A 26500-nucleotide genomic window follows, 5' to 3' on the forward strand; every position below is an offset into this window, starting at 1 on the left:
TTTTTGTCAGAAATATTTTCTTCGCACCACCAAAGCCACACGCCCGATGCCCTTGATGCGCTGTAATGCCTTCCGCCTGTCCTTCTTGCGGAGGGTCTTTGTATTTGCCTGCACCGCCTGCTTTTCCGCCTTCTGCATTGCCCTTCCGGCTGCTTTTCTTCTGCCGCCCGGCAGAAATTTCCGAAATGCCAAAGCCTTTCTTCCGAACGATACCGCGCGCAAACCGTTTTGGACTGCGCTGATGCCCATTTTTATTTTTGGCTCCATAAAAAAGCCCCTTCCTTTTTTCTCATTGGGACACACCTAACATATTTCTACCTATTATAGCATACGCATTACATACTGTTTCAGTATACCACACTGTCAACACTTCGTCTACTCTCCGAAATGTTACCGAATTGTTACAAAATTTAAACTTTTAATGAAGTTTTAGTTTACAAACCCAACTTCTTCCATTATAATATCCTATGGATATCATGAAAAGAAAGGTGAGATATTTCCGAATGAATGAAAATCAGAATGAAATTCAGAACGAAAATCAAGAGCAATCGCAGGAACCCCATAAGCATTTCCTGACACTTCATATTTCTCATAAGGGTCAGCAGAAAACGCTCCACTTCCGCATCCGTCATGCTGTGGCGGTCTGCGCAGCGACAGTTTTTCTGGTCGGCGGTTCTGTCTGCGCCGTTGGTGCATATCAGAAAACAAAAACAGATCTGCATACCTCTAAGGAGCAGCTACTGGAAACCGAACGGGAACGCCGTAAGCTGGAACAGCGTGCAGAGCTTCTGGAAACCGAAAATACCGAATATACCGAAAATATCGATGCTCTCCAGAATAAAACAACAGAGCTGGAGCAGAAAATGAACGAAATCGAATCCGTAAAAGAGGATTTGTATCATCAGATTACCAATCTGGATGAATCCGATTCCTCTGCTTCTCTGGATTTAACCGCTATGACATCTGCATTGGCACCCACAGAGGGAACAGAGGCGGCAGCTCCGACCTTTACTACCCTCGTCAGCACATCCTATAATAAGGCATCTGCTCTTTCCACCCATCTGGATAAGATGAGCCTTCTGATGGATGAAACAAGCATTTCCTTTTCTGCTGTTGCAGATACCGTAACCTATCTGGCAGCACTGAGCAATGCACCGAGCGGTTGGCCTGTTGACAGCCGTACCGTTTCCACAGAATTCAATCCCTCTGCCGATCCCTCCATCAGCGACGGCAGAAAACATTATGGCATGGATATCTCCACACAGAGCAGAATCATCCCCATTTATGCAACCGCATCGGGGACTGTTGTTACCGCACAGTATCATAGCGAATTCGGCAACTATGTTGTGATTGACCATGGCAACGGCTTCACCACCTTATACGCACACTGCACGGATTTGAACGTAGCTGTCGGCGATAAGGTAAAGAAAGGCGATACCATTGCAACCACAGGCAGTACAGGGATGTCCACAGGTGTCCACTGTCATTATGAAATTCAGCTGAACGGGGTATATCAGAACCCCAGAGATTATCTCGGCGAAGAATAAGAAAAATTTAAGGCTGTCTGATTTTTCAGACAGCCTTTTTTATTTGCTTAATCGTTTGTACTATCTCCGTTTCCACTGACGGGAATGGCATCCCCCAGCAGTCTGGGCTTTCGTTTCAGTGCCGCATTGCAGAAATCCTTCGCTCTTGCAAGCATTTCTCGTGCCTCGCGGTAGCTTTGCCCTCTGTAGCTCACATCTGCCGCCGCAACGCCATAGGCATCCAGGCCTAATTTCTCCGCAACATATAATGCCCGCGGCAGATGGTATCTCTGACTGACGATAATCACCTTTTCCGCGCAGAAAATCTCCTTTGCACGATAGACGCTGTCATAGGTGGAAAAGCCTGCATGGTCCATGAAAATATCTGCGGAAGGCACGCCGCTTTCCTTCGCAATTCGCTTCATGGTATTTACTTCATCATAGTCCTCTGTGCCATGATCACCGCTCATCAGAAGCTTTTCCGCCACGCCTGCCCGATAAAGTGCAATGCCCGTTTCCAGTCGGTCGGTCAGCATCAGGCTCGGTGTCCCATCAGGACGCACGCCGCATCCCAGCACCAGAATACAATCCGCATCCTGCTTTGCCGCTTCCTCCGTTGAAAGAATATGCGCCGCCGTTTCGCTTTTCACATAGGCACTCAGCCAGACCACCGCCAGACAGCCGGCAACTCCCACGCAGATTAGAAAAAGAAGGATTCGTTTTGTCCGTATTTTCATATTGTTTCCTCATTTCTTCCAAGCTGTTCCTGCCTGTAATATGCAGCCACCTTCGCATAATCCGCCCGTTTCAATTCGATTTTCCCTTTTTCCGAAAGGGCATAAACGCCCTTTTCCACGCGCACAAACCATTTCTCATAATTGCGGCTGAGAAGCGCAGCCAGCTCTTCTAAGCCCCTTGCGCGCAGCTCCGCCAGAGAAATTTCCCCTTTTCGCTCCAGAATACACGCCAGATGGATGACCCTTTCCCGATAGGCAGTGATAATTTTTCGTCTTGTCATGCCGCCGATATTTGCATCTAGCTGTCTGCCTTCCAGCTCCGCCTGCAGCTGCTCCTTTTTTCGCTTATTCTTACGAATCATGCTGTCCGCAGGTGTCAGTACCACGTCCACCGTTTTCAACGGGCTGTCCAGCGCAACAGTCAGCAGTCCCAATTCCAGACGCTTCAGCAGACGCAGCATGTCCTGCCACGCCTTTTCTCTTGCGCCCTTCTTCGGACGAGGGATTGCCACAAAAACCTCATCCGTCAGGCTTTGCCTCTCCAAGCCCTGATAAACCAGCTTCAGCCCAAAGGCCCTTTTCAGTTCCACCACAACCAGTCTGCCGTTCTTCTCGGCAGCAATATCGCAGTGCTTCACCTCTGCCTGCACCTGATAGCCTTCTTCCTCCAGAAACGCGCGAATCGGCTCATATAAATCTGTTTCCTTAAACTCCGTCATTTCTTATTCCTTCGCCATAAAGGCTTCGATCTCGTCCACTGTTTTCAGCATAGCGGCAGTCATCACCTCATTGCCTTCCGCAGTCACCAGAACATCATCCTCAATCCGAATCCCGATTTCCCATTCCTCGATATACAGTCCGGGCTCTACCGTCAGCACCATACCCGGCTCCAGTACACGGTCGCCGTATCTGCCGATATCATGCGTTTCCGCACCAAGGTAATGGCTCACGCCATGGTAATAATATTTCGCTACATCCTCTCTGGTTTCCACCAAGCCGATTTCCTTTAATGCCGTAAAATAATATTCCTTCAGCAATTCATTCAGACTACTGAACTGCACACCGGGACGAATGGCATCAATGACTCTCCGCTGTCCCTCCAGAACGATATTGTAGACCAGCTTCTGCCGCTCCGTAAATTTGCCGTTGACGGGGAAGGTGCGGGAAATATCCCCGTTATACCACTGCCACTGCGCACCTGCGTCAATCAGAATCAGCTCGCCATCGGCAACGGTCTGATTATTTTCCACATAATGCAGAATCGTCCCGCGCTTGCCGCCTGCCGCAATGGTGCGGAACGCCTTTTCTCTTGCGCCATTCACCATCAGCGTATAATCATACGCCGCTTCAATTTCATATTCCTTCTGATTGGGCTTTGCCGTCCGCATCATGGCTTCAATCCCCAGACGGGTAATATCCATGGCTTTCCGCATCCGCTCCAGCTCCCATTCTTCCTTAATCAGACGCATATCGCTGAACAGAGGGTACAAATCCCCAATGACCATCTGCGGTGCATGGCAGTGTACCTTCTCCGCAAACCGCAAAGCAGGGGTACGTTCCCCGTGCCATTCTCTGTTTTCCATATCAAGCCAGATTTTCTTAATGCCGCTTCTGAATAAATATGTGGCGAAATCCTCCTCAAAGGCATCAATCCAACCGATATTTTCAATACCGCTTACCGCGGTCGCCTCCTCTGCCGTCATGTTTGCGCCGACCCATTTTGCCATAACGCCGTTATCTCTGGGGATATACAAGGTTTCTTCCACGCCCGTTCTGGTTTTCGCCAGAAAAAGGATGCAGTCCTCCCGTTCAATGCCCGTTACATAATAAAAATTGCGATCGGGAGAAAAGGGGTAATTCTCGTCCCCTCTTTTGATGGGTGCTTTCCCTGCAAACAGCACTGCCGCCGAAAACATTTCCATCCGTGCAAGCAGCTTTTCTCTGTTCTTTTTCCAGATTTCGTTCATTTTTTCTCACCGTTCCCTTCCATCCGAAATAGTCTCTTTTTTCCGAAAAATCCTTACAGCATCTGAGGGGTTTTTCTAAATTTTTTATTCCGCAATCAAAAATTCCTTGTCTGCAAAAAAATTCTTCAGTGCTTTTTTCTCTGCTGCAACCCTGCCCTGCACCGCATCAGGCTTGCCGCCGCCCTTACAGCCGAAGGGCTCCTTCATTTCATCGGTATAGGCGCGCGCGTCCTTCTCCGTACTCAAGAGAACAAAGACATAGCCCTCGTCTGCCTTGGAAAATACCGCCGCACGCTTTGCGCCCTTCTGCAAAAGCAAATCCGCAAAATGCGTCAAATCCTTACTGTTCAAGCCCTCGCCGAAGAACAGGATATTTTCCGTTCCTTCGGGCACCTGTTCCGCCTTGAGCGTGAAGTATTTCCATTTTAACTGATTCAGATTCTGCAACAGCTCATCCCGCTCCGCCAGAACATTTTTCACTGCGCTGTCTGCCTTAACCGCAGGCACAGAAAGCAGCCTGCCAACCTCTGCGGAAACGTCGTTTTTCTTACGGAACTCCTGCAATGCACGCTTGCCGCAAAGCAGTTCCAAGCGTGTGCCGCCCTTATAATTCTGCGCGCCGATAATCTTAATCTGCCCGATTTCGCCTGCCAGCTTTACATGTGTTCCACAGCAGGCGCAGCAGTCATACTCGCCCACATTCACAATGCGCACCTGTCCTTCCAGTTCCTTTTTGCTGCGATATTCCAGCTTCGCCAGCTCCTCCTTTGAAGGATAGCGAATCCCGACGGGCACATTTTTCCAGATGGCCTCGTTTGCTTTTTCCTCTAAATAAGGCAAATCCTCCGCAGGAATTTTGGTATTCAAATCAATCGTAATGCTTTCCTTTCCCATGTGAAAGCCGACATTGTCACAGCCATATCTGCCGCAGATGACACCGCTGAGAATATGTTCCCCCGAATGGTTCTGCATCAAATCAAAGCGATGCTCCCAATCAATCTCACCTTCCACCTCTGCACCGACAGACAGCGGCTTATCTGTTGTATGAACAATGTCCTCACCTCTTTCATGCACATCCAATACACGCACACCTCCCAGAACACCGATATCCGCAGGCTGTCCGCCTCCCTCAGGATAGAAAAGCGTTCTGTTCAGTATGACTGTCCAATGCTTCTTTTCTTCTGTACAGTCCAGTACTCTTGCGGTGAATTTTGTTGCATAGGCATCTCTATAATATAATTTCTCGGTCATGGTTTTTCCTCCGTTTTTCTGAAATCCTACAGATAAAGTATAGCATATTTCAGACAAAAGAAAAAGCGGTGTGTCTGCTGACACACCGCCTATCATCAAATATGAAATTATTTGTCAACGGAAGGAGCAACATCGTCCATCCATTTCATCAGACCGCCCATTTCAGCGTCCTTATCCCAAACATATTTCTTCGTTTCGGAAGCGATTACGCCGCTCAGACCGAGCAGTGCAATCAGGTTCGGGAATGCCATACATGCGTTCAATGTATCGGCTACGTTCCAAACAACTTCCAGAGTCGCGGAGCAGCCAACCAGTACAACGATTGTCCATGCAACACGGAAAGGCTTAATTGCCTCTACGCCTACCAGATATACCCATGCACGTTCGCCGTAGTAAGCCCAACCAAGGATGGTGGACCATGCGAATGTAATCAGACCGAATGTCAGAACTGCAGGCCCGATAACAGGGATTGCATTGAAAGCACCTGCTGTCATCTGTGCGCCCTTCAAACCTTCCATACCTACGGGGTCTTTAATGATGGAGGATACCAGAACCAGACCTGTCATCAAGCAAACTACGATTGTATCCCAAAATACGCCAGACATGGAAATCAGCGCCTGTCTGGAGGTATTTCTTGTTGCTGCACATGCGTCTACGATAGGAGCAGAACCCAGACCAGATTCATTTGTGAACAGACCACGAGATACACCGGCACGGATACACGCTACTACCGTTGCACCAACGAAGCCGCCGCCGACTGCCTGAGGATTGAATGCGCCATGAATAATTGCGGAGAATGCTGCCGGAATATATGCGCCATTGATGACACAAATAACCAGACAACCTAAGATATACAGACCAGCCATCAGGGGAATCAGCTTTTCACATACTTTGGAGATGGACTTAACGCCGCCCAGAATTACCAGACCTGTAGCAATCATTAAAATAATACCTGTGATAACCTTTGGAACACCAAATGTACCGCTTACGGATTCTGCGATAGAGTTACCCTGTGTCATATTACCAATGCCGAAGCAGGCAATACCTGTAAGGATTGCAAAGAGAACGCCCAGCCACTTCTGACCCATACCTCTTTCCAGAGCGTACATGGGACCACCGATGAAGGAACCGTCTTTTGCTTTTACACGATATTTTACCGCCAGTGTTGCTTCACCGAATTTTGTTGCCATACCAAACAGACCTGTAAGCCACATCCAGAATACAGCACCGGGACCGCCTGCGCCGATTGCAGTTGCAACACCTACGATATTACCGGTACCGATGGTAGCCGCAAGTGCTGTTGCCAGCGCACCGAAGCCCGATACGTCACCGCTTGCCTCCGAATCCGGTGTAACGGAAAGCTTAATCGCTGTAATGGTTTTTCTCTGAATGATTCTTGTTCTGAATGTCAGATAAACGTGTGTACCTACCAACAGGATCAGCATGACAGGCCCCCACACAAAGCCATTGATTTTTGTTACAAAAGCGTTAAAAGTTTCTAACATACCTACTTCCCTCCTCTTTTCTTTTAAAAAAGATGATCTTCCTTTTTTGCATCAGCATCGAAATCAGAGTTGCGCGCGTTTCTGTTTTTCAAAAATACTCATACATCATTCCATTCGGAACACACCTATATGATACATAAAAAATGACTATAACGCAAGATATTTTTTGATAATTTTCAATTTTTTTCCATTTTTAACATAACTTTTTATATGTTATATCTATTAAAACTGTTGATTTTATCTGTTTTTTATGCACTTCGACATCAACAAAAAGACATCTGTCCGTTAAGAAAACGTGAATTTATTTCGTTCAGCGGATAAACAGAAATCCATTTAAACATTGAGAAATCAACATTTTCCGATGTTTTTATAAAAGCAACGACAAAATTCACATTTTACCGATATTGTTATATTGCACAAAAAATTTTTACGTTTTCTTAACACTGTATGCAAAAAACAGAGCACTCCTATTCCCGCTATATACGCCTCTCTTTCGACCCAAGCTCCAATAATCCAATCAGGCTCCGGAACGCCATGCAAAGTCATTGATGGCGCACTTATGAAACGTCTCCATTTCCTTTCCCTCCTTTTTTGAAAATATCGGAATGCTGTCCGAAGTGTTTCTGCTTCGGTATACTTGGAATTTATTCGTTTTCCGCGAGAAATATGCCATCTGCGCCCGTTCAGATTGTATTAAAAAACGGAAGAAACCCTTTTTTGAGGTTTCCTCCGCTTTTATAGGTGCTATGCTTACAGCTCTTTGTTTTCTTCTTCCACAATGGCTTCTGCGATTTCCTGCTCATCTGTTTCTTCTGCTTGCTCATCCGCTTCTTCTGTTTCCTCATCCTTCGGCTCACGCATCAGGCGCAGTGCCACAACCAGAATTACAACGGCAACCACAATCTGCGGAATCGTATAGCTGAGTGCCCATGCAAAATCAGGGATATAGAAAAACCGCTCCATCAGGTACATTGCCTGCTTCCACAGTTCGGAAAGGGCAATCAGGAGCAATACAAAGCCGAACACGCGGCGGTGCTTGGGACTGCATTTCCATTCTCTGTTCAAATTTACATAATCCGCAAAAATAAATTTGTCTTCAACTGCCGCAAATTCCTCCTCCGTCATGCGCCGCAGATTATGCGTGTGGAAAAAGCTGTAGCACCATACAATCGGGCAGATAAAGAAGATCAATTCCTCAAAGCCCAGCCATGCCGCTAAGGCAATCGTACCAAAAAACAGCCCCATCAGGCTGACCCCCTGCCGATACAGCCCCAGATACATCTCCCCCGCGCCCGGGCAGCAGGAAAATACCAATGTAAAAAACCGATTCTTTTTATTTGTCATAAAAAACGCCTCCTATATTTGATTTTTTCACCTGTCTGTATCATAGCAGAGAAGTTTTAGACTTTTTTTCAGCAATGTTTAAGGTTTTCTAAAGAATCGCAGAATATTTTCGCAATAAAAAAGAGCCGCAAGCGACTCTTTTTTTTATGACTACCTTATTCTTCTGCTTCCGTTTCAAATCCCGCCGCCTTTTCGCCGCCGGGGAGAAATTTTTCAATCTCCGCCCAGAGCTCCTCCACGCCCGTTTTCTTCTCACCGGAGAAGGGAATCAGCACATCCTGCGGCTGTAATTTCAGCGTTTTTCGAATCACCGCAAGCTGCTTTGGAATCTGGCTGCGGTTCAGCTTATCGGATTTTGTTGCCGCAATGATGATATCAAAGCCGAAATGCTTCAGCCAGTCATACATCATAATATCATTCTTCCCGGGCTCATGGCGAATATCAATCAGCAGGATAATCGCACGCAGCTCCTCTCTGCGTGTCAGATACTCCTCCATCATCTGCCCCCATTTTGCTACTTCGGATTTCGGCACCTTCGCATAGCCATAGCCCGGCAGGTCAACCACATACATCATATCATTCACACCATAAAAATTGATGGTGCGTGTTTTTCCGGGCTGAGAGCTGGTTCTTGCCAGTGCCTTTCTGCCCAGAATCGCATTGATAAGAGTAGATTTTCCGACATTGGATTTTCCGGCAAAGGCAATCTCAGGCTTGCCATCCATAGGATAATGCGAAAAATTCGTCCCGATATATTTCAAATCACATTGCTTTACCTTCATGCGTCTTTTTCTCCCTTCACCAATGCCGTCTGCAATACATCCTCCATGGTTTCTGCCAGAACGAACTGCATCCCGTCCTTGATTTCGTCCATAATTTCATCTAAATCCTTTTTGTTTTCCTTAGGCAAAATCACGGTTTTAATACCGACCTTTTTCGCCGCAAGCACCTTTTCCTGCAAACCGCCAATGGGCAGCACTCTGCCGCGAATCGTAATTTCCCCTGTCATGGCAACATCATTACGCACCTTTCTTCCCGTCAGCGCGGAAATGATTGCCGTTGCCATCGTTACGCCTGCGGAGGGCCCATCCTTGGGCGTTGCTCCCTCAGGAATGTGGATATGTATGTCCTTCTTCTTATAAAAATCAGGCTCCAGCTTGAAGCGTTCATTCTGAGAGCGAATGTAGCTGACAGCCGCTTCCGCAGATTCCGTCATCACCTTCCCCAGATTGCCCGTCACGCGGAATTTGCCTTCTCCGGGCATACAGTTCACCTCAACAGAAAGCGTTGTGCCGCCGACTCTTGTCCATGCCAGACCACGCACAATGCCGACCTGCGGCTCTTTGTAAATTGTATCCGGCATAAATTTTCTTGCACCTAGAAGCTGTTCCAGATTTTTCTTCGTAACCGTAAGTGTTTTTCTTTCGCCCGAAAGAATCATCTTCACCGCCTTACGGCAAACTTCGCCAATGGTGCGTTCCAGCTGACGCACGCCTGCTTCTCTGGTATAGCCGTCAATGATTTCCTCCATGGCATCCGCTTTTATTTTCAGCTGCTTTGCGGTCAGTCCATGGCGTTTTCTCTGCTTTTCAAGCAAATGCTCCTCTGCGATGTGCAGCTTTTCCTGCGCGGTATAGCTGGAAAGCTCTATTATCTCCATTCTGTCGCGCAGAGGCCCTGGAATGGTATCCAGACTATTTGCCGTACACATAAACAATACCTTCGATAAATCATACGGCAGCTCTACAAAATGGTCACGGAAGGTGCTGTTTTGCTCGCCATCCAGAACCTCAAGCAATGCCGCCGCAGGGTCACCATTATGGGAAACGCCAAGCTTATCCACCTCGTCCAGAAGCATCAGCGGATTGATGGTACCTGCCTGCTTCATGGCATTGATGATGCGTCCCGGCATTGCGCCGATATAGGTCTTTCTGTGTCCGCGGATTTCCGCTTCATCCTTCACACCGCCCAAGGACATCCGCACATAGTTGCGGTTAAGTGCCTTCGCAACGGAACGCGCGATTGAGGTTTTCCCGACCCCGGGAGGGCCGACCAGACAAAGAATGGTCGCATGCTCCTCCGGTGCATTTTTGCGGACAGCAAGGTATTCCAGGATACGCTCCTTCACCTTTTTCATACCGTAATGATCCTCATCCAGAATTTTTTCTGCTTCCGCTAAATCAAAGGATTCCTCTGTCGTTTCCACCCAAGGCAGGGAAAGCAGGGTCTCGATATAGGTTCTGGAAACATTCGATTCGGGAGAGGTTACGGGAATCTTGAGCATGCGGTCGATTTCCTTTTCAATCGTATCCCGCACATGCGCAGGGGGATTTTTTTCATCCAACTGTGTGCGGTATTTCGCCGCATCTGCGCCAACGCCGTCCTTGTCACCCAATTCCTCTTGAATTACCTTCATTTCCTCGCGGAGATAATATTCCCTCTGATTCTTGTCGATTCTCTGCTTTGTTTTGTTTTCGATTTCGCGCTTGATTTGCAAAACCTGACACTCGTGCTGCATGGTAGTAATCACCATTTCCAGACGTTCATAGGGATTCAGCCGTTCCAAGAATTCCTGCTTTCTGTTGTAGGCAAGCTCCATCCCTGCGGCAATGACATCCGCAAGCGCCCCGGGCCTTTTCGCCGCTACCACATTGCCCATCAGATCCAATGCGGCAGTATTATTCGCCAGCTTCAGATAATTATCATATTCCTCCACCGCAATTTTCATAATTGCCTGCTCCTGCTCGCTTGGCTCTTCCTCAAAATCCTGCGCAATGGTCGTAATTTCGGCATAATCGCAGTTTTTCACATGGATATTCAAAAGTCTGCCGCGGTTTTTCCCCTCCACCACAACATGTGTCAGATTGCCGGGCAGCTTCAGCACCTGCTTCACCTCTGCCAGAACGCCGATGTCATATAAATCATTTCTGGAAGGATCGGGAATAACAGGATCCTTCTGCGTTACCAGAAAAATTTCCTTTCCGTTTTCTTCTGCCGCCTGCAGCGCATCCAGAGATTTCTGTCTGCCTGCCGGAAAGCTGATTGCCATTCCGGGGAAAATGCTCATGCCCCGCAGTGCAATCATCGGCACAAGAATCGCTTGTTTCTTTTCCATTCTTTTCACCTCGTATATCAACTTTTAAAAAGCTTCATTTTATTTATTTTTATGTATTGATCCGACGAAAAAATCAAGCTTCCGCCTTAACTAAATAGTATACAATAAATCCCTTCCATGGTCAAATCCCAGCTTTCTGCCGAAAAATAAAATCCCGTATCCAAGCTGATTTTTCTTGTAATACTCATAAAAATATGATATACTATTAATGATACGAATAAGATATGGTAATAAATTGGAAACGCACACTCCTCCGGATGATAACGAACAACACATAAAGTTATGATTCAGGAGGATTTTTTATGCCAAAAAACAAATTTCAAGACGCTGTTTTCACCGCCATCATGGCAGCCGTAATGGTATACGGTATGATTGTGTACAATGTTGCATGGAACACAGACGGTGTTTCCGCCATGACATTTCTTGCCGCACTGCATGAAATGCCAATCATGTTCCCGATTGCCTTTGTGCTGGAATTTTTTATCGTCGGCAAACTTGCGGCGGCTCTCGCCTTTCGGGTGATGCGCCCCGATGACAGACCACAGCTGATTACCTTTGCAATCTCTATCTGCATCTGCTGTATCATGTGCCCTGTGATGAGTCTGATTGCCACAGTGCTTTTCAACAAACCTGATTTCTGTACATGGGTACAGACATGGGCACGCAACTTCCCCATGGCTATCTGCTATCAGCTGTTTTACTGCGGCCCCCTCGTACGATTGATTTTCCGTACTATTTTCAGAGAAACCGAATAATTCGTTTCAAAAAAGCTCCACGCGGAGCCTTCTCCCGCGCGGAGCTTTTGCATTTCATTTTTACCCGATTTCCTTTTCCTGCAAAAAATCAATTCCTTCCGAAAGCGCTGCCCCCTCGGAAAGAAACGCCGCACCGAGCAGCTCCTGCACCGTTGCAACAGGAATGACCTCTATTCCCAAATTGTGATAGTTCTCCTTCCAATTCTGCTTCGGAATCAAGACCTTCGTCGCGCCTGCCTCCTTTGCCGCCGCAAGCTTCTGCTCCACGCCGCCAACAGGAAGCACCTGTCCATGCAGACCGACTTCCCCCGTCAGCGCAAGGGTATGGGCTACAGGTATTTCCGTAAAAGCGGAATAAACCGCAAGAAACATTGCTACCCCTGCGGAGGGCCCATCCACGGGAATCCCTCCGGGGAAATTCAGATGCACATAGAAATCCTGCGCAGAAAAGCCGAACTGTTCCAGCAGTGTAAGCACATTCTCCGCCGCAGAACGGGCATTGCTCTTGCGTTTCGCCGTTCCCTGCCCGTTTTTCAGTTCTTCCTCCTCTACGATGCCCGTCACCGTTAAGCCATTGCCGCCCTTTTGCACCACCGCTTCTACGGAAAGTAGCGTCCCTCGGCCATTGCCCTGCACTCCCAAGCCGTTTACCACACCAACCTGCGGCTGCTTCGCGATTTTCTGCCGATACAGCGGCTGATATCTGCCTGCCTCTGCCGCCCATTCCAAATCCCTTGCCGTAATCTTCTTTTTCCCCTCCATCCACGCCAGTGAGGTCAGCGACTGCACAAGATTCACCGCATCTCTGCCACCGCCTGCATACGCCGCAATCCTGCCGCAAAGCCCCTCCTCATAGGAAATGCCCGCACGCCGCAGGCTGTTTTCTGCGATTTTTTCCACCGCGGTTCTGTCCAGTGGCTCAAAAAAGATTTCCGTACACCGGGAACGCAATGCTTCGGGAATTTCCTGCGGATTGCGTGTGGTCGCTCCAATCAGCCGAAAATCCGCAGGCATCCCCTTCCGAAAAATCTGATGGATATAGGGCGGAATGCTTTTGTTGCTGCTGCTGTAATAGCTGCTCTGAAAGCGTGCCACCCTGTCCTCCAGTACCTTCAAAAGCTTATTCATCTGTACCGGATGCAGCTCCCCGATTTCATCAATAAACAGCACGCCGCCGTGCGCTTCGCAGACTGCCCCCGGGCGCGGTCTGGGAATCCCCGCGTTGCCAAATGCCCCTGCGCCCTGATAAATCGGATCATGCACAGAGCCAAGCAAAGGGTCTGCAATGTTGCGTTCATCAAACTGCAGGGTGGTCGCATCAATCTCCACAAACCTTGCACCTGCACCGAAGGGGGAACCTTCCCTTTTCTTCGCTTCCTCCAGAATCAGCCTTGCCGCCGCCGTTTTCCCCACACCGGGTGGGCCATAAATCAAAATATGCTGCGGATTAGGGCCGCAAAGTGCTGCGCGCAGTGCCTTAATGCCATTTTCCTGCCCGATGATTTCCTCCAGCGTCTGCGGTCTGGTCTGCTCCGCCAATGGTTCTGTCAGCTTTATTTCCTCCATTGCCATCAGCTTATCCATCTCTACAATATTATCCTCGCACCGCAAGCCCTCTCCTGCACCTTTTCTGCGGCTGATCTTCCAAAAATACCATGCGCCCAGCCCGAAAAACAAAAGCTGCGCCCATGTCAAAAGATTCCATTCCAAGCTCCCATCTCCTTTTTCCAATCTTGGAAATAGTATCTCTCAACAGGGCTAAATTATCCGCACAAAAAAACGGCATCACATAACAAGCTTGTGACACCGTTTTTATCGTTTTTATCCTTTTTATCTTCTTTCTTCTCCTTACAGCACCAACACCGTTGCAATGCTGAAATAAACCACCAGTGCAATCGCATCCACAACCGTAGAAATCAAGGGGCCCGCCATCATCGCAGGGTCAAGCTTGACTGCCTTTGCCAGAATAGGCAGGATACAACCCAGTGTTTTCGCCAGAACAACCGCAACACCCATACTGAGGGAAACCGTCAGGTCAATATTAAACGGGGTCGAATGGTCGAAAAAGGTCATACGAATCATATTGACCATCGCCAGAATCAGACCACAGAGGATACCAACGCGCAGCTCCTTGAATACAACCTTAAACGTATCACGCATCTGAATATCACCCAGCGCCAGACCACGAATAACCATGGCAGAGGCCTGCGAACCGGCGTTACCGCCCGTACCGGTGATGATTGTCATAAAGCTGGAAAGCATAACAACCGAATCCAGAAGGCTTTGATACATCCCGATAACAAAGGCACTCAGCGTACCGGAAATCATCAGCACGCAAAGCCACGGAATACGATTCTTCACCAGTGCGAATACGCTCATTTTCAGGTATTCATCATCCGAAGGCAGGACAGCATTCATCAGTTCCATATCTTCTGTGGTTTCCTGTTCGATAACGTCCACGATATCATCGACCGTGATAATGCCGACCAGTCTGCCCTCCGTATCCGTTACGGGCAGTGCCATCCAGTTATATTTCTTGAAGATATTTGCAACCTCCTCCTGGTCATCTAATGTGTGTACGGAAATAACGTCATCCTCCATCAGATCCCCAACCAGACTGTCATCCTCCGCACAAATCAGGGTTCTCAGAGGAATAACCCCCAACAGCTTTCGCTGTGCATCCGTCACATAGCAGGTATAGATGGTTTCCTTATCCATCCCAACACGCTTGATTTCGCTCAGCGCCTTTGCAACAGTCATATTGGCACGCAGGCGCACAAATTCGATTGTCATCAGGCTGCCTGCGGAATTTTCGGGATAATTCAGAAAACGGTTGATCAGCTGTCTTGTGCCTGCATCGGTGTTTCGCAGCACCTTTTTCACCAGATTGGCAGGGGCTTCCTCCAGAAAGTCCACCGTATCATCCAGAAACATTTCGTCCACGATATTGCGCACCTCTCGGTCGGTAATGGACTGCACAATATGCTCCTGTGTATCATTATCCATATAGGAGAACACCTCTGCCGCAACATCCTTCGAGAGCAGACGGAAGATAAAAAGCTGCTTTTCCGCCGTCAGTTCCTCAAAATATTCCGCAATATTGGCAGGCTGTTCCTCATTTAATTCCTGCTTTAGCTGCAAATACTGTCCACCGTCCATCAAGGCCGTATAATTATCAAACAGAATCTGCATTTCTTCATTCATGTCACTCATTTTTTCACCCCAAATTCAAATAAAAAAGCACCATATGCCTTCCAAAAAAGTTTCTCCGCATACCGTGCATTCATTCAAAAAAGGGCATAAAAAACCACAGTCAACTCTGTTGTATCCAAAAAAGCTGACCGAAATACACGGTAAAATTTTTCTCAGATCGTCGATAGCCCTCAGGCTCTAAAGGAATGGTATCTTTACTATGACTGCCGTCCATTTCGTTCACCTCGCTTTGACTGTACGATTTTTCACTCACTATATCCAGTATATGCCTTGATAATTTTTGCGTCAACACTCTTTACAAAAATTTATCAAAAGTTTTTGAATTGTGTTGGATGAAATTGATTTTTTTGTTATACTGTGGTTGAAAAAATCGAATTTTGTAAAAAGCATAGGAGGAATTTTTATGGCTTTGAAGGAAACCATTCAGGAATTTAAGGAATTTGCCATAAAGGGCAATGTGGTAGATATGGCTGTCGGCGTAATCATCGGCGGCGCATTCGGCAAAATTGTTACTTCTTTTGTTAATGATTTGATTATGCCCATCATCGGCAAGCTGACAGGCGGCGCAGATTTCAGCCAGCTTTATCTGCCTTTGGATGGCAATCATTATGCCTCCCTTGCAGATGCGCAGGCGGCAACCGCAACCATCGCATATGGCTCCTTTCTCACACAGGTGCTTGATTTTCTGATTGTGGCAATCGTCATCTTTGCGGCGCTGAAGGTGCTGGTGAAGCTGAAACGTCCTGCCGCTCCCGTGGAAGAAGCACCCACAACGAAGGTCTGTCCCTTCTGCAAATCCGAAATTGCAATTGAGGCAACCAGATGCCCCCATTGCACCTCTCAGCTGGAGGGTTGATTTCCAAAAAAACAAAAGCGAAGTCCTCATTTTCACAAGGATTTCGCTTTTTTATTTTTTCTGTTTTTTTGCTTCAGCCTTCCTGTGCGGCAAAAACCTTTTCTATCTCCGCCAGAAGCTGTTCGGGGTCTATTTCCCGTCCCGTATAATCCAGCTCCATCAACTTTTCGCTGTCCCTGCAAAGCACATGATAGCTAACCGATTCGCTCCACTCCGTGCGGCAGACATGCAGATGGGAAAACGCAGGATATTCCATGGAAATTTCCTCGGAGGCAGGGAACTCATGCCCCCTCTCCTGCCATCTTTCTTCGGTCAGCCTTTCATTCTCGATATTCTTATCATATTGCTTTTCGGCATCCCGTTCCCGGCGGAAGCAGGTATAGCGCGTATTCAGATGCCATTCTGCTCCTTCTGCGTTCTGCATATACTGCTTGGTTTCCAAATCCCGTTTTGTCCGCAGTTCAAAGCGATGCTCCACGCCGTAGTTATAAAGTCCCCCCATCCGCTTTATCGTCTGATACATCATCCCATCAAACTGATTGGCGCTCATGTGAAGTCCCTCCTGCGCAGGGTCAACGCTTTCACCGCATCGGGTCAGGGGTTCATCTATCAGACTTTCCAGACGCACCGCAGGTAGCTTGGCGTAGGTGCTTTTCTTCGGCAGGTCGAAGGTTTTATCATTAAAGTTGCCGCCATAATAGGTTCCGCCGACAATAAGAACAACGCCCACCAGAGCCAGAAGCGCCTTTATCACGCGATCCTTTCGCCAGTTTGTGTATTCATCGGGGATATCGCCATCCTCGACCCTCTCCTTTTTCCGCCGCAGCTTGCGTATCTCCCAATAGCCGCCTGCAAAAGCAATCAGAGCAGTTGGCCCAAAGAATCTCAGTGCAATCAGAAGCGTATCTCCGCTCAGTGCCGCCCTTCCCATGCTAAAGACGCACACAGCCAGAATAACCAGAGCAATCAAAAGCCCAATCTTTGTTTCACGGATACTCCCTTTCTCCTTCTCTATTTTTTTATCCAAATCCCGCAGCACCGCTTCCTGCGACACCTCCGGCTCATCCGCACTGCATTCCTTTGCAAAAACATAGTCCAACTCATAATGGCAGACCTCCTGCCAGCCATCCTTCGCATATTCCGCCCGTTCCTCGTCCGTCGGCGCATGCTCCAACTCCTCGATACGGTAGCGCAGGTGCTGCGGCTCGTCCTCACGAAAGATGTATTTCAGAGGTGTCATCTCCTCCAGAAGCAAGCCCTGCTCTGCCATCTCCTTCAGATAAAGCTCGCCCAATGTTCCTGCGGATCTCCATTTTTTAATACGCTTATCATCTCTGCTCATGCATCTGTCCCCCTTACGATTTCCGTCCCTTCCTTCTTTGTCGAAATCTTCTGTTTCATATATACCATACCTTTGTCCAACAAGGAAGTCCTTTTCCGGAATCGTAAGAAAATTGTAAGAAATGGCAGAAAAAAAGAGAAAATTTCTCATTTTCCCTTTTTCCCTGCTCCCTATTCCTTATTTTTCGTGTATGCGCTTACCCGTCATGTGTTCAATCGTAATCTCGTAAAGCTGCACCGCATGGATACCCTTTACGATTTCCGCTTCAGCCTCCTCTTTTGTGGGGTAATATTTCAGTGCCAGCTCTCGCACTCTGTCCTCCGTCTGCCCTGCGTCCGCAACCAGCTTACATCTGCCGAACACAATCACGCTGTGCAGATAGGGTGCCCAGTCTCCTTCTTCAAAGGCTTCGTTGCCATAAACGGTAAAGCAGACCTTATCGTCCCTTTTCAGCGCATCCACCTTATGCCCTGCCTTGCCGCCATGGATAAAAATTTTTCCCTGCGCGTCATCATAATAATAATTGACAGGAATCGCGAAGGGGTAGCCCTCATCTCCATTCACCGCAAGAATTCCTCTTTTTTCTGCGGAAAGCAGTGCCTTCGTTTCCTGTGCGGAAAGTGCCTGCTTACTTCTTCTCATTGGTCTGAACATCTTCTTCTCCTCCTTTATATACTTAAAAAGCCCGAAGGAATCCCCTCGGGCGGCTTTGCTTAATATTTTTTCAGAAAATTGCCAAATTTCGTATACTGCCCCATCCATGTCAAATCGACCGTACCCGTCGGGCCGTTTCTCTGCTTCGCAATAATCAGCTCTGCCTGATTTTTCTTTTCCGTATCGGGGAAATAATATTCATCACGATAAAGAAAGGCAACTACGTCCGCATCCTGCTCAATCGCGCCGGACTCACGCAGGTCGGAAAGCATCGGGCGGTGATCCGCACGCTGTTCACAGGCACGGCTCAGCTGACTCAGCGCAATCACAGGCGCTTCCATCTCTCTTGCAATCGCCTTAAGGGAACGGGAAATTTCAGAGATTTCCTGCTGACGGGAATCGTTTCTGCTGTTGCCGCTCATCAGCTGCAAATAGTCAATCACGATAAGCCCCAACCCTTTTTCCACCTTCAATCGGCGGCATTTGGAGCGCACCTCCATCGGGGTCACCCCGGGGGTATCGTCAATATAAATCGGGGCTTCGGAAAGGGGGCCCATAGCGTTAATCAGCTCCGCCCAGTCGTTTTCCTCCAATTCCCCGGTACGCAACTTCTGTGCATCAATCATGGCCTCGGAGCAGAGCATACGGTTAACCAGCTGCTCCCGGCTCATTTCCAGAGAGAACACCGCCGTCGGCACATTGGCGCGAATCGCCGCATTCTGGATGATATTCAGCGCAAATGCCGTTTTCCCCATGGAAGGGCGCGCCGCAAGCAGAATCAAATCCGATTTCTGCAGGCCTGCCGTTTTGGCATCAAAATCCAGAAAGCCCGTCGGCACGCCTGTCAGCTTGCCCTTGGAACGGTAGATATCCTCGATTTTTTCAATCGAGCTGACCGCGATATCTCTGATATGATGGAACTGCTCGGAATGGCGCTTCTGCATGATATCAAAAATGCTTTTTTCCGCCGTATCCATAATGGCATTGACATCCTCTTTGCCCTCATAGCTCAGCTGAGAAATATCTCCGGCAGTGCGAATCAGACGGCGCAGAACGGATTTTTCCTCCACGATTGCCGCATAATGGCGCACATTGACGGAACTGCCGACTGCGGAAGAAAGGTTTGCCAGAAAAGGCAGACCGCCTATCTGCTCAAACTGCCCTTTTTCCTCCAGCTTATTCTTGACTGTAATCACATCAATGGGAGAGCCGGAACGATATAATTCCTCCGCCGCTTCAAAAACCATGCGATGGTCGGGGCGATAAAAATCCTCCCCGCGCAGCACCTCAAGCGCAACAGATGCCGCTTCTCTGTCCAGAAACATGGAACACAGGACAGCCTGCTCCGCCGTTTCATCATGGGGCGGCACACCGCGCATATATTCTGTTTGCTTTTCCTGTTCTTCCATGTTTTCCGCCTCCTGTACGGGGACTTACGCTTCTACGATTTTCACCTTTACCTCTGCCGTTACCTTGGGATGCAGCTTAATGACTGCGGTTCTTTCGCCAAGCATCTTAATGGGGTCACCGATAGAAACCTTCTTCTTATCAATATCCAGCTTGGTCTGCTTTACGATTTCCTCTGCAACCTCTTTATTCGTCACAGAGCCGAACAGCTTGCCGTTGCCGCCTGTTTTCACCTTAATGGTAACAACCTTATCCTCCAGTTCCTTTGCAGTTGCCTGCGCCTTTTCCAGCTCCTCCTGCTTACGCTTTGCCTCTGCCTTCTGCTTCAGCTCATAATCATTCAGATTGCTTTTTGTTGCTTCCACAGCCAGCTTTCTGGGCAGCAGGAAATTCTTTGCATAGCCCTCGCTGGCATTGATTAAGTCGCCCTTTTTGCCGACGCTTTTCACGTCCTGTAATAAAATCATCTTCATGTCGTTTCCTCCTTCAAATATTCATCAATGGCACTGCGTACCCTTTCCTTCGCTTCTTCCGCGCTGCAATCCTTAAGCTGCGCCCCGGAAACGGTGAAATGACCGCCGCCGCCCAGTTTTTCCATAATTCTCTGCACATTCACATCCCCAAAGCTGCGTGCGCTGACATAAACCACATCATCCACCTTGCAGCAGACAAAGGATGCCTTAACCCCTGTTACATTCATTAAATCATCCGCCGCCTGTGCCGCCGTCAATGTGGAATTCTCCCGATTGGCAGGGCATACGGAAAGCGCCATGGAGCCAAGATACAGCTCCGCATCACGCACAGCGGTTGCTTTTGCCTTATAGGAATCAATATCATTCTGGAACAGCATACGCACACGGATACTGTCTGCCCCGTTACGGCGCAGAAATCCTGCGGATTCAAAGGTAATCGCACCTGTTTTGACTGCGAAATTCTTGGTATCCACGGTAATGCCTGCCAGAAGCGCATCTGCCTCGATGGAGCGCAGCTTGATCTTCTTGCCGATATGCTGAATCATTTCCGTAATCAATTCAGACGTAGAGGATGCGTAGGGCTCATGATACAGCAGAACCGCCTGCTCAATGAAATCCTGCGCGCTCTTTCTATGGTGGTCAAACACAACTATTTTCTTTGCCGCCTCCAGAACGGAAGGGCCTTCTACCATACTGGTGCGGTGCGTATCCACAACAATCACCAGTGTTTTATCATCCATTTCCTTCAGTGCATCCTTTTCCTTCATAAAGGCAGTCTGATAATATTCATCCTGCGCCATCTGCTCGGAAATACACTTAATCCCTGTGCTGACCTCATTCATCACAATGCGGCATTTTTTGCCCATAGCTCTTGCAATGGCACAAATCCCCATGCTGGAGCCAAGGCTGTCCAAATCCCCATTGCGGTGTCCCATAACCATAATAGACGAGGATGCACCCATCAGCTCCCACAGAGCATCTGCCTTTACGCGCGCTCGAATACGTCCGTTTCTGCCAACCTCGCCTGCCTTTGCGCCGTAGAACAGGTATTTTTCGCCTTCCTTAATCAGCACCTGATCCCCGCCGCGTCCCAATGCAAGGTCAAGCGCCGCCTTCGCGCTCTGCATGGCATCCTCCAGAGAGCCGCCGCCAATGCCGACCCCCATACTCATCGTTACAGGAATATGCTCGCCAACATTGATTTCGCGAATGGTATTCATAATATCAAATTTCTTTTCCTTTAATGCCTCCAAATCCCCCTTGGAAAGCAGGAGGATATATCTGTCCATCTGCAGCTTTCGCATCACGCCGTTGGCATCCGCAGCAAACTGTGTCAGCTTTCTGTCCACGATTGCGGAAAGCAGGGGCTGCCTGTCCTCCGCAAGGGAATCCATAACATCCTCATAATTATCCAGAAACAGCATCCCGATAACCGTTTCGTTGCGGTCAAGTCTTTCCTCCAGCTCATACTGCTTGGAAATATCCACCAGCGTCATATTCAACACATTGCCGACTGCGCCGTTTTCCTCGACCACCTCGCACTGGTTCAGCATGGCATCGTAATGCTTTTCCTCCACTACAACCACAGCATGCTTGCCAATCCCCGCCTTTTTCAGCTGATCTACCACAGGCAGAATCAATTCCATATTTGGAAATTCCTTTGCGAATTTCTCGTTATACATTAAAATGTGCCCCCGAATATCCAGCACCGCATAGGGAATGGGCATATTCTGGGGAAGCGGGAAGTTGTGCTGCAAAACTGTCGTATCCAGAAAGGCTACTCTGTCGTCTGCATTTTCTTCCTTCCGCGTACCATTATCCTTTAAAAGTGACCATGCGAAAAAGCCTGCCGCCGCGCCAATCAGCGCACCGAAGCCGACTCTGGCATCAATCAGAAAACAGATGCAAAGCAGCAGAATCACTGCCGCCACCCCGATGGGGTTGCTTTCCCTTCCTGTTTTTTCCTGATATTGCTCACTCTTAGCGTTTTCGCTCATATCGTCCATCATCAGACCTCCATAAACGCAAAAAATCTTACCTTTTGTTTTTCCTCGAAAACTCTCTTTGCTAATGAGATATTATAGCATAAAAGCAGGTGTGACTCAATAAAAAAATGCCCTGCGGCAGGCTCTGCCATGGCGAAGCAGAAAAAATTTCGTCGAAAAAACAAAAATTTCACATCATCCTTATAGCTTTTCGGGAAAATTCATAGTATCATAGGATAAGATACTCTGGAAAACGGGTATCCTATTTATTGATTCGAGGTGTCAGTATGAGACGGTTTGATAATTTCAGACGCAGCAGAAATGAGCAGGATAAGCTGCTCGCAAAAATCTGTATCTATGCGTTTATTCTGCTTGCCGCATTGATTCTGTTTGAAAAGGTCATCGGCAATCTGCCAAATATCGGCAGCAGCATCGCCAAGGCAACCAACTATCTGAATACGCTGACCGCACCCTTTCTGATGGGCTTCGCGATTGCTTATGTCATGAATCCCTTCCTGAATTTTTTTGAAAAAGTCTTCAAAAAAAGCGGTGCCTTTTTTCAGAACCATATGAAAATCACCCGTATTCTTTCTATTTTAATCAACTACGTCATCATCATCGGCGGTACGGTCTGGATTGTGATTTATCTTGTGCCTGAGGTACGAGATTCCATCATTACTTTCGCGACAAATGTCACAGCCTATTCCGATGCCATGAATGTGCGTATCCAGAATTTCTTTGACCGGATTGTGTATATCAACAGTGCGGATGTGAATAACGTCATCAACCGCCTGCTTGCCCCTGTAAAGGATATTTCGCAGAATGCGCCGGAGCTTCTGGAAACGATTGCCGTAAATGTATACGGCTTCGGGCGTATCACCATTCAGTTCATCATGGCAATCTTCATTGCCTTTTATATGCTGCTGGATAAGGAACGGTTCAGCCTGAAGGCAAAAAAAGGGATTTACACCTTCTTTCCCAAGGAAAAGGCAGATGTTATTCTGCGCTCCGCTATTCGCACACATCATATCTTCCAGAATTTCATCGTCGGCAAGGCAGTTGATTCGCTGATTATCGGGATTCTGGCGTTTATCGGGCTGAATCTGATGAAAGCCCCCTATCCGCTGATTCTCAGCCTGATTATCGGCGTAACGAATATGATTCCGTATTTCGGGCCGTTTATCGGCGCAATCCCTGCCATCCTGATTACGCTGCTCATCGATCCCCCTCTGGCGATTGCAGTCGGCATCTTTGTTCTGATTTTGCAGCAGTTTGATGGGAACTACCTCGGGCCGAAAATTCTGGGCAATTCCGTTGACCTCAACCCCCTTTGGATTATTCTTGCAGTGTTGATTGGCGGTGCCTTCATGGGGCCTGTCGGGATGTTTGTGGGCGTGCCCGTTTTCGCGACTATCAAAACCTTTGCATCGGAATATGTCAACCGAAAATATATTGAAAAATATCCGACAGATGACCCCCTGTCCATCCAAACGGATTCGCAGGAAAAACCCGGAAAAATCAAATGAGATTGTACCATAAAAAAGGAATCTCAAGTCAGAAGCGGCTTGAGATTTTCTCTTTTTATCAGATTACGAACGGAGGTCTTTTATGACAGAAACAAGAAGAATCAGCTTTTTTGCGCTGCTATTTTTTATTTATTTCATCGGGGTGTCCTTTCTGATGGCATATCTTCCTTTGGCATCCCGCCTTTCGGATAGCGCCTATATGCTCCTGTCGCAGCTTATCTGCTTTGTGCCGCCGCTGCTGGTGTATTTTAAATGGTCGAAAAAAAATGTGAAGGAAACTCTGCGGCTAAACCCTTTGGGGTGGAAAAATCTGCTGCTTCTGCTCTCCTTCGGCATTTCCATTCAACCACTGATGAGTCTGCTTTCCTATCTGACGGCACTCTTCTTTCCCAACCCTGTGGAGCAGTCCGTCGGCGGCATCCAGTCCTCCGGCTTTCTGGTTTCATTTGTGGCGGTTGCGGTTTTGCCTGCGGTGTTTGAGGAATGCTTTTCACGCGGCATCCTGCTCTCCGGATATCATTTTCTGGGGAAATATAAGGCACAGTTTGCCTGCGCACTGCTTTTTGGTCTGCTGCATCTGAATCCGCAGCAGTTTCCGTATGCGTTTATTGTCGGATTTATTTTCGCCTTTCTGGTGGATCGGACAAATTCCATCTTTGCCTCCATCCTGCCGCACATGATTATCAACGGCACAACGATTTTCAGCATCTTTGCCACAAGCAGTGAAACCATGACAACCGCGGCGGCAGAGCTTCCGCAGGGCAGCGTGCTTGCTTCTCTGCTTGTTGTTTCCCTGCTTTCCCTCCCCTGGCTTGCCGCGCTGCTCTATCTGTTTCTGAAGGCAAACCCTCCCAGAGAGGAGCTTCTGCTGCTGGATGAAAACGGCAGTCCCTATCGGGAACGATTCCTTTCCCCTGCGATTATCACTATTTTCGCAATCTTTATTGTGTTCGGACTTTTGCCCTATATCATGGCATGAAAAAAGGAGCCTTTGGCTCCTTTCAGACTGTAGACAAAGTAATTTTGAGGCAGCGGAAGGGTTTGGGAAACAAACTGTTCATTACTTTGCTACGCAAAGCAGGCTTCGCCTGCCGCCCCTTCTTGGGCGGTAAGTAGTTTCCCAAATGGAATCCGCAGTCGGAATTCACTTCCGACGAGGAAAACAGCGAGTTTCAAGGCTTTTAAGCTGATGGAACTCGTCTGTTTATTCCTCTGTCTTAGCAAGTCGAAATCCTGATTTCGACTTAGGGTGTCAAAACCCACGGCTTTGACCTCTTACTGCTCCATCTGCTTCCCCAGAAAGCCTGCTGCCGTCTGCGCCAGCTTGCCTTCCACCTCGCCCATCTTCTGATCCTTGGAAAGGAAAATAATTGCGCCCATAGCGTCCCCCTCCGCAATAATAGGTACAATCAGCTGATGATTATACGCGCTTTCGGAATCATCCTCCAGAACGGGGACAAAGTTCGCATCATTTCTCTCCGCAATCAGCGAGGTGCGCTTGTTGATGCAATCTTCCATTTCGGAGCTGATATGCTTTTCAAAAAACTCCTTTTTCCCGCCGCCCGAAACGGCGATAATCTGATCCTTATCCACAATACAGGTGATATGCCCCACGGTCTGCGCTAAGGATTCCGCGTATTCCTTCGCGAATGTGCCCAATTCCCCGATGGGAGAATATTTTTTCAAAATAATTTCGCCCTCGCGATCGGTAAAAATCTCAAGGGGATCACCCTCGCGGATACGGAGCGTTCTTCTGATTTCTTTGGGTATGACCACACGCCCAAGGTCGTCTATTCTTCTGACAATGCCTGTTGCCTTCATTGTATCTTCCTCCTGCCAAATTTATTGTAAATGTAGTATTTGCAGGAAAAATTGAAATATGCGCTTCTCCCTCTCTGTGAAAATCTGGCAAGAAAAAAAGTCTTGCATGCATCTACATCCAAGACTGTCTGTTTTTATGATTTTCTTTCCTCTCCCCAGAAGAACAGTGCCACTGTTCCCGGGCCGGTGTGACTGCCGATGGTCGTGCCAATGCTGTTAATCAGCACCCTCCCGTTGAGGTTCGGGAAACGGCTTTCCACAAGGCTCGCCACTGCCTCTGCATCCGCTTGGCAGGCAGAATGGGAAATATAGCACTTGCCGTCATACGCCAAGCCGTTCTCCGCAAGCTCCTCCATCTTCTTTTCAATGGCTTCAATGACCTTCTTCTTTGTCCGTACCTTCTGTACGGGAATCAACTTTCCTTCATAATTCACATGCAGCAACGGACAAATACTCAGCATTGTGCCGACAAAGCCTGCCGTTTTCGTCACTCTGCCGCCCTTGATGTAAAACGTCAAATCTGTAGAGAAAAACCAATGCTGCACCTTGCGCTTGTTTTCCTCCACCCATTGGCGCAGCTCGTCAATTCCCATACCTGCATCCCGTAAATCCGCAAGCTTATCCATCAGAAGTCCGTAGCCGGAGGATGCCGAAAGGGAATCCACAATATAAATTTTCCGTTCGGGATATTTTTCCGCAAGAATATCCTTTGCGATATTCGCAGAATTCATCACGCCCGTAATGCCGGAGGAAAGGCAAAGATGCAGAATATCCTTTCCTTCCTTCAGAAAGGACTCAAAATATGCTTCAAATTCCGCCACATTGACCTGAAAGGTTTTTGTTTCCGCACCCTTTGTCATTGCTTCATAAAACACATCAAAGGGCATGGACTGCCCCAGATCATCAGGGTATACCGTTCCATTCAGTTCATAATGAAAACAGATATAATGGATATTTCTATTTTGAAAGTGTTCCAACGATAAATCCGCCGTGGAACAACAGCTGAGAACAAAGTTTTCCATG

The 26500-nt window shown here is 48.1% G+C and carries 23 protein-coding genes; 5 read left to right on the top strand and 18 right to left on the bottom strand.

The features are described 5' to 3' along the window. Positions 1–6: 6 nt before the first annotated feature. Positions 7–267 (bottom strand): hypothetical protein, encoded by a 261-nt coding sequence (locus GPK49_RS11190; RefSeq protein ID WP_215677919.1) that lies wholly within the window; start codon positions 265–267, stop codon positions 7–9. A gap of 236 nt (positions 268–503) precedes the next feature. Between GPK49_RS11190 and GPK49_RS11195 the strand changes: the two genes are divergently transcribed. Beyond that, complete coding sequence (locus GPK49_RS11195; RefSeq protein ID WP_016406558.1) at positions 504–1547, top strand: M23 family metallopeptidase; 1044 nt, start codon at positions 504–506, stop codon at positions 1545–1547. Between the two features lie 47 nt (positions 1548–1594). Here GPK49_RS11195 and GPK49_RS11200 read toward each other — a convergent pair whose 3' ends face one another. The 8 genes from GPK49_RS11200 to lon all read right to left on the bottom strand — a co-directional run bounded on the left by GPK49_RS11200 (position 1595) and on the right by lon (position 11445). Then, on the bottom strand, positions 1595–2263 hold the full coding sequence (locus GPK49_RS11200) for an ElyC/SanA/YdcF family protein (protein WP_215677921.1): 669 nt from the start codon (positions 2261–2263) through the stop codon (positions 1595–1597). Further along, the gene (locus GPK49_RS11205) at positions 2260–2982 is read right to left on the bottom strand and encodes a DUF2161 domain-containing phosphodiesterase (protein WP_215677923.1); all 723 of its coding nucleotides are present in this window, start codon (positions 2980–2982) and stop codon (positions 2260–2262) included. Before GPK49_RS11205 ends, GPK49_RS11200 begins: the two co-directional genes overlap by 4 nt. A gap of 3 nt (positions 2983–2985) precedes the next feature. After that, entirely contained in the window at positions 2986–4230 is a 1245-nt protein-coding gene (locus tag GPK49_RS11210; protein WP_016406561.1) for an aminopeptidase P family protein, read from the bottom strand. An 84-nt stretch (positions 4231–4314) separates the two neighbouring features. After that, complete coding sequence (locus GPK49_RS11215) at positions 4315–5481, bottom strand: alanyl-tRNA editing protein (protein ID WP_215677925.1); 1167 nt, start codon at positions 5479–5481, stop codon at positions 4315–4317. A gap of 107 nt (positions 5482–5588) precedes the next feature. Then, on the bottom strand, positions 5589–6986 hold the full coding sequence (locus GPK49_RS11220; RefSeq protein ID WP_016406563.1) for an alanine/glycine:cation symporter family protein: 1398 nt from the start codon (positions 6984–6986) through the stop codon (positions 5589–5591). 750 nt (positions 6987–7736) lie between these two features. Then, complete coding sequence (locus tag GPK49_RS11225) at positions 7737–8330, bottom strand: hypothetical protein (RefSeq protein ID WP_215677927.1); 594 nt, start codon at positions 8328–8330, stop codon at positions 7737–7739. Between the two features lie 155 nt (positions 8331–8485). Then, positions 8486–9112 carry a ribosome biogenesis GTP-binding protein YihA/YsxC gene (gene yihA, locus GPK49_RS11230; protein ID WP_215677929.1) on the bottom strand — a complete coding sequence of 209 codons (627 nt, stop codon included), beginning with the start codon at positions 9110–9112 and terminating at the stop codon, positions 8486–8488. Next, the gene (gene lon, locus GPK49_RS11235; protein WP_016406566.1) at positions 9109–11445 is read right to left on the bottom strand and encodes an endopeptidase La; all 2337 of its coding nucleotides are present in this window, start codon (positions 11443–11445) and stop codon (positions 9109–9111) included. Before lon ends, yihA begins: the two co-directional genes overlap by 4 nt. Before the next feature lie 302 nt (positions 11446–11747). On the opposite strand from lon, the gene GPK49_RS11240 reads away from it, so the two are divergent. Then, entirely contained in the window at positions 11748–12200 is a 453-nt protein-coding gene (locus tag GPK49_RS11240; RefSeq protein WP_016406567.1) for a DUF2798 domain-containing protein, read from the top strand. A gap of 60 nt (positions 12201–12260) precedes the next feature. Here the strand turns inward: GPK49_RS11240 and GPK49_RS11245 are convergent, their stop codons facing one another. Both GPK49_RS11245 and mgtE read right to left on the bottom strand, forming a co-directional pair. After that, positions 12261–13910, bottom strand: a complete 1650-nt coding sequence (locus GPK49_RS11245) for a S16 family serine protease (protein WP_215677931.1) — start codon at positions 13908–13910, stop codon at positions 12261–12263. A 138-nt stretch (positions 13911–14048) separates the two neighbouring features. Then, positions 14049–15413, bottom strand: a complete 1365-nt coding sequence (mgtE, locus tag GPK49_RS11250; protein ID WP_016406569.1) for a magnesium transporter — start codon at positions 15411–15413, stop codon at positions 14049–14051. A 403-nt stretch (positions 15414–15816) separates the two neighbouring features. On the opposite strand from mgtE, the gene mscL reads away from it, so the two are divergent. Then, positions 15817–16269, top strand: a complete 453-nt coding sequence (gene mscL, locus GPK49_RS11255; RefSeq protein WP_215677933.1) for a large conductance mechanosensitive channel protein MscL — start codon at positions 15817–15819, stop codon at positions 16267–16269. A gap of 73 nt (positions 16270–16342) precedes the next feature. On the opposite strand, the gene GPK49_RS11260 is transcribed toward mscL, so the two are convergent. From GPK49_RS11260 to GPK49_RS11280, 5 genes are all read right to left on the bottom strand, one after another. Then, positions 16343–17611: a DUF2812 domain-containing protein gene (locus tag GPK49_RS11260; RefSeq protein ID WP_215677935.1), complete on the bottom strand. Its 1269-nt coding sequence runs from the start codon at positions 17609–17611 to the stop codon at positions 16343–16345. Positions 17612–17788: 177 nt separating this feature from the next. Next, positions 17789–18265: a pyridoxamine 5'-phosphate oxidase family protein gene (locus GPK49_RS11265; RefSeq protein WP_118579765.1), complete on the bottom strand. Its 477-nt coding sequence runs from the start codon at positions 18263–18265 to the stop codon at positions 17789–17791. Between the two features lie 59 nt (positions 18266–18324). Next, complete coding sequence (gene dnaB, locus GPK49_RS11270; protein ID WP_016406573.1) at positions 18325–19674, bottom strand: replicative DNA helicase; 1350 nt, start codon at positions 19672–19674, stop codon at positions 18325–18327. A gap of 24 nt (positions 19675–19698) precedes the next feature. Beyond that, a complete protein-coding gene (rplI, locus tag GPK49_RS11275) occupies positions 19699–20145 on the bottom strand; it encodes a 50S ribosomal protein L9 (RefSeq protein WP_016406574.1) in 447 nt (148 codons plus the stop codon). Continuing rightward, positions 20142–22151 carry a DHH family phosphoesterase gene (locus GPK49_RS11280; RefSeq protein ID WP_215677937.1) on the bottom strand — a complete coding sequence of 670 codons (2010 nt, stop codon included), beginning with the start codon at positions 22149–22151 and terminating at the stop codon, positions 20142–20144. The genes rplI and GPK49_RS11280 overlap by 4 nt, the downstream gene beginning before the upstream one ends. Before the next feature lie 266 nt (positions 22152–22417). On the opposite strand from GPK49_RS11280, the gene GPK49_RS11285 reads away from it, so the two are divergent. Together GPK49_RS11285 and GPK49_RS11290 are read left to right on the top strand one after the other, a co-directional pair. After that, a complete protein-coding gene (locus GPK49_RS11285) occupies positions 22418–23656 on the top strand; it encodes an AI-2E family transporter (RefSeq protein WP_215677939.1) in 1239 nt (412 codons plus the stop codon). An 82-nt stretch (positions 23657–23738) separates the two neighbouring features. After that, positions 23739–24635 (top strand): CPBP family intramembrane glutamic endopeptidase, encoded by an 897-nt coding sequence (locus GPK49_RS11290; RefSeq protein ID WP_215677942.1) that lies wholly within the window; start codon positions 23739–23741, stop codon positions 24633–24635. 296 nt (positions 24636–24931) lie between these two features. On the opposite strand, the gene spoVT is transcribed toward GPK49_RS11290, so the two are convergent. Further along, positions 24932–25477: a stage V sporulation protein T gene (gene spoVT, locus GPK49_RS11295; RefSeq protein WP_118579777.1), complete on the bottom strand. Its 546-nt coding sequence runs from the start codon at positions 25475–25477 to the stop codon at positions 24932–24934. Positions 25478–25611: 134 nt separating this feature from the next. Continuing rightward, complete coding sequence (locus tag GPK49_RS11300; protein WP_016407483.1) at positions 25612–26499, bottom strand: DegV family protein; 888 nt, start codon at positions 26497–26499, stop codon at positions 25612–25614. Position 26500: the final 1 nt, after the last annotated feature.

The organism is Clostridium sp. MCC345, assembly GCF_018785345.1.
Classification (GTDB): Bacteria; Bacillota; Clostridia; order Lachnospirales; family Anaerotignaceae; genus Anaerotignum_A; species Anaerotignum_A faecicola.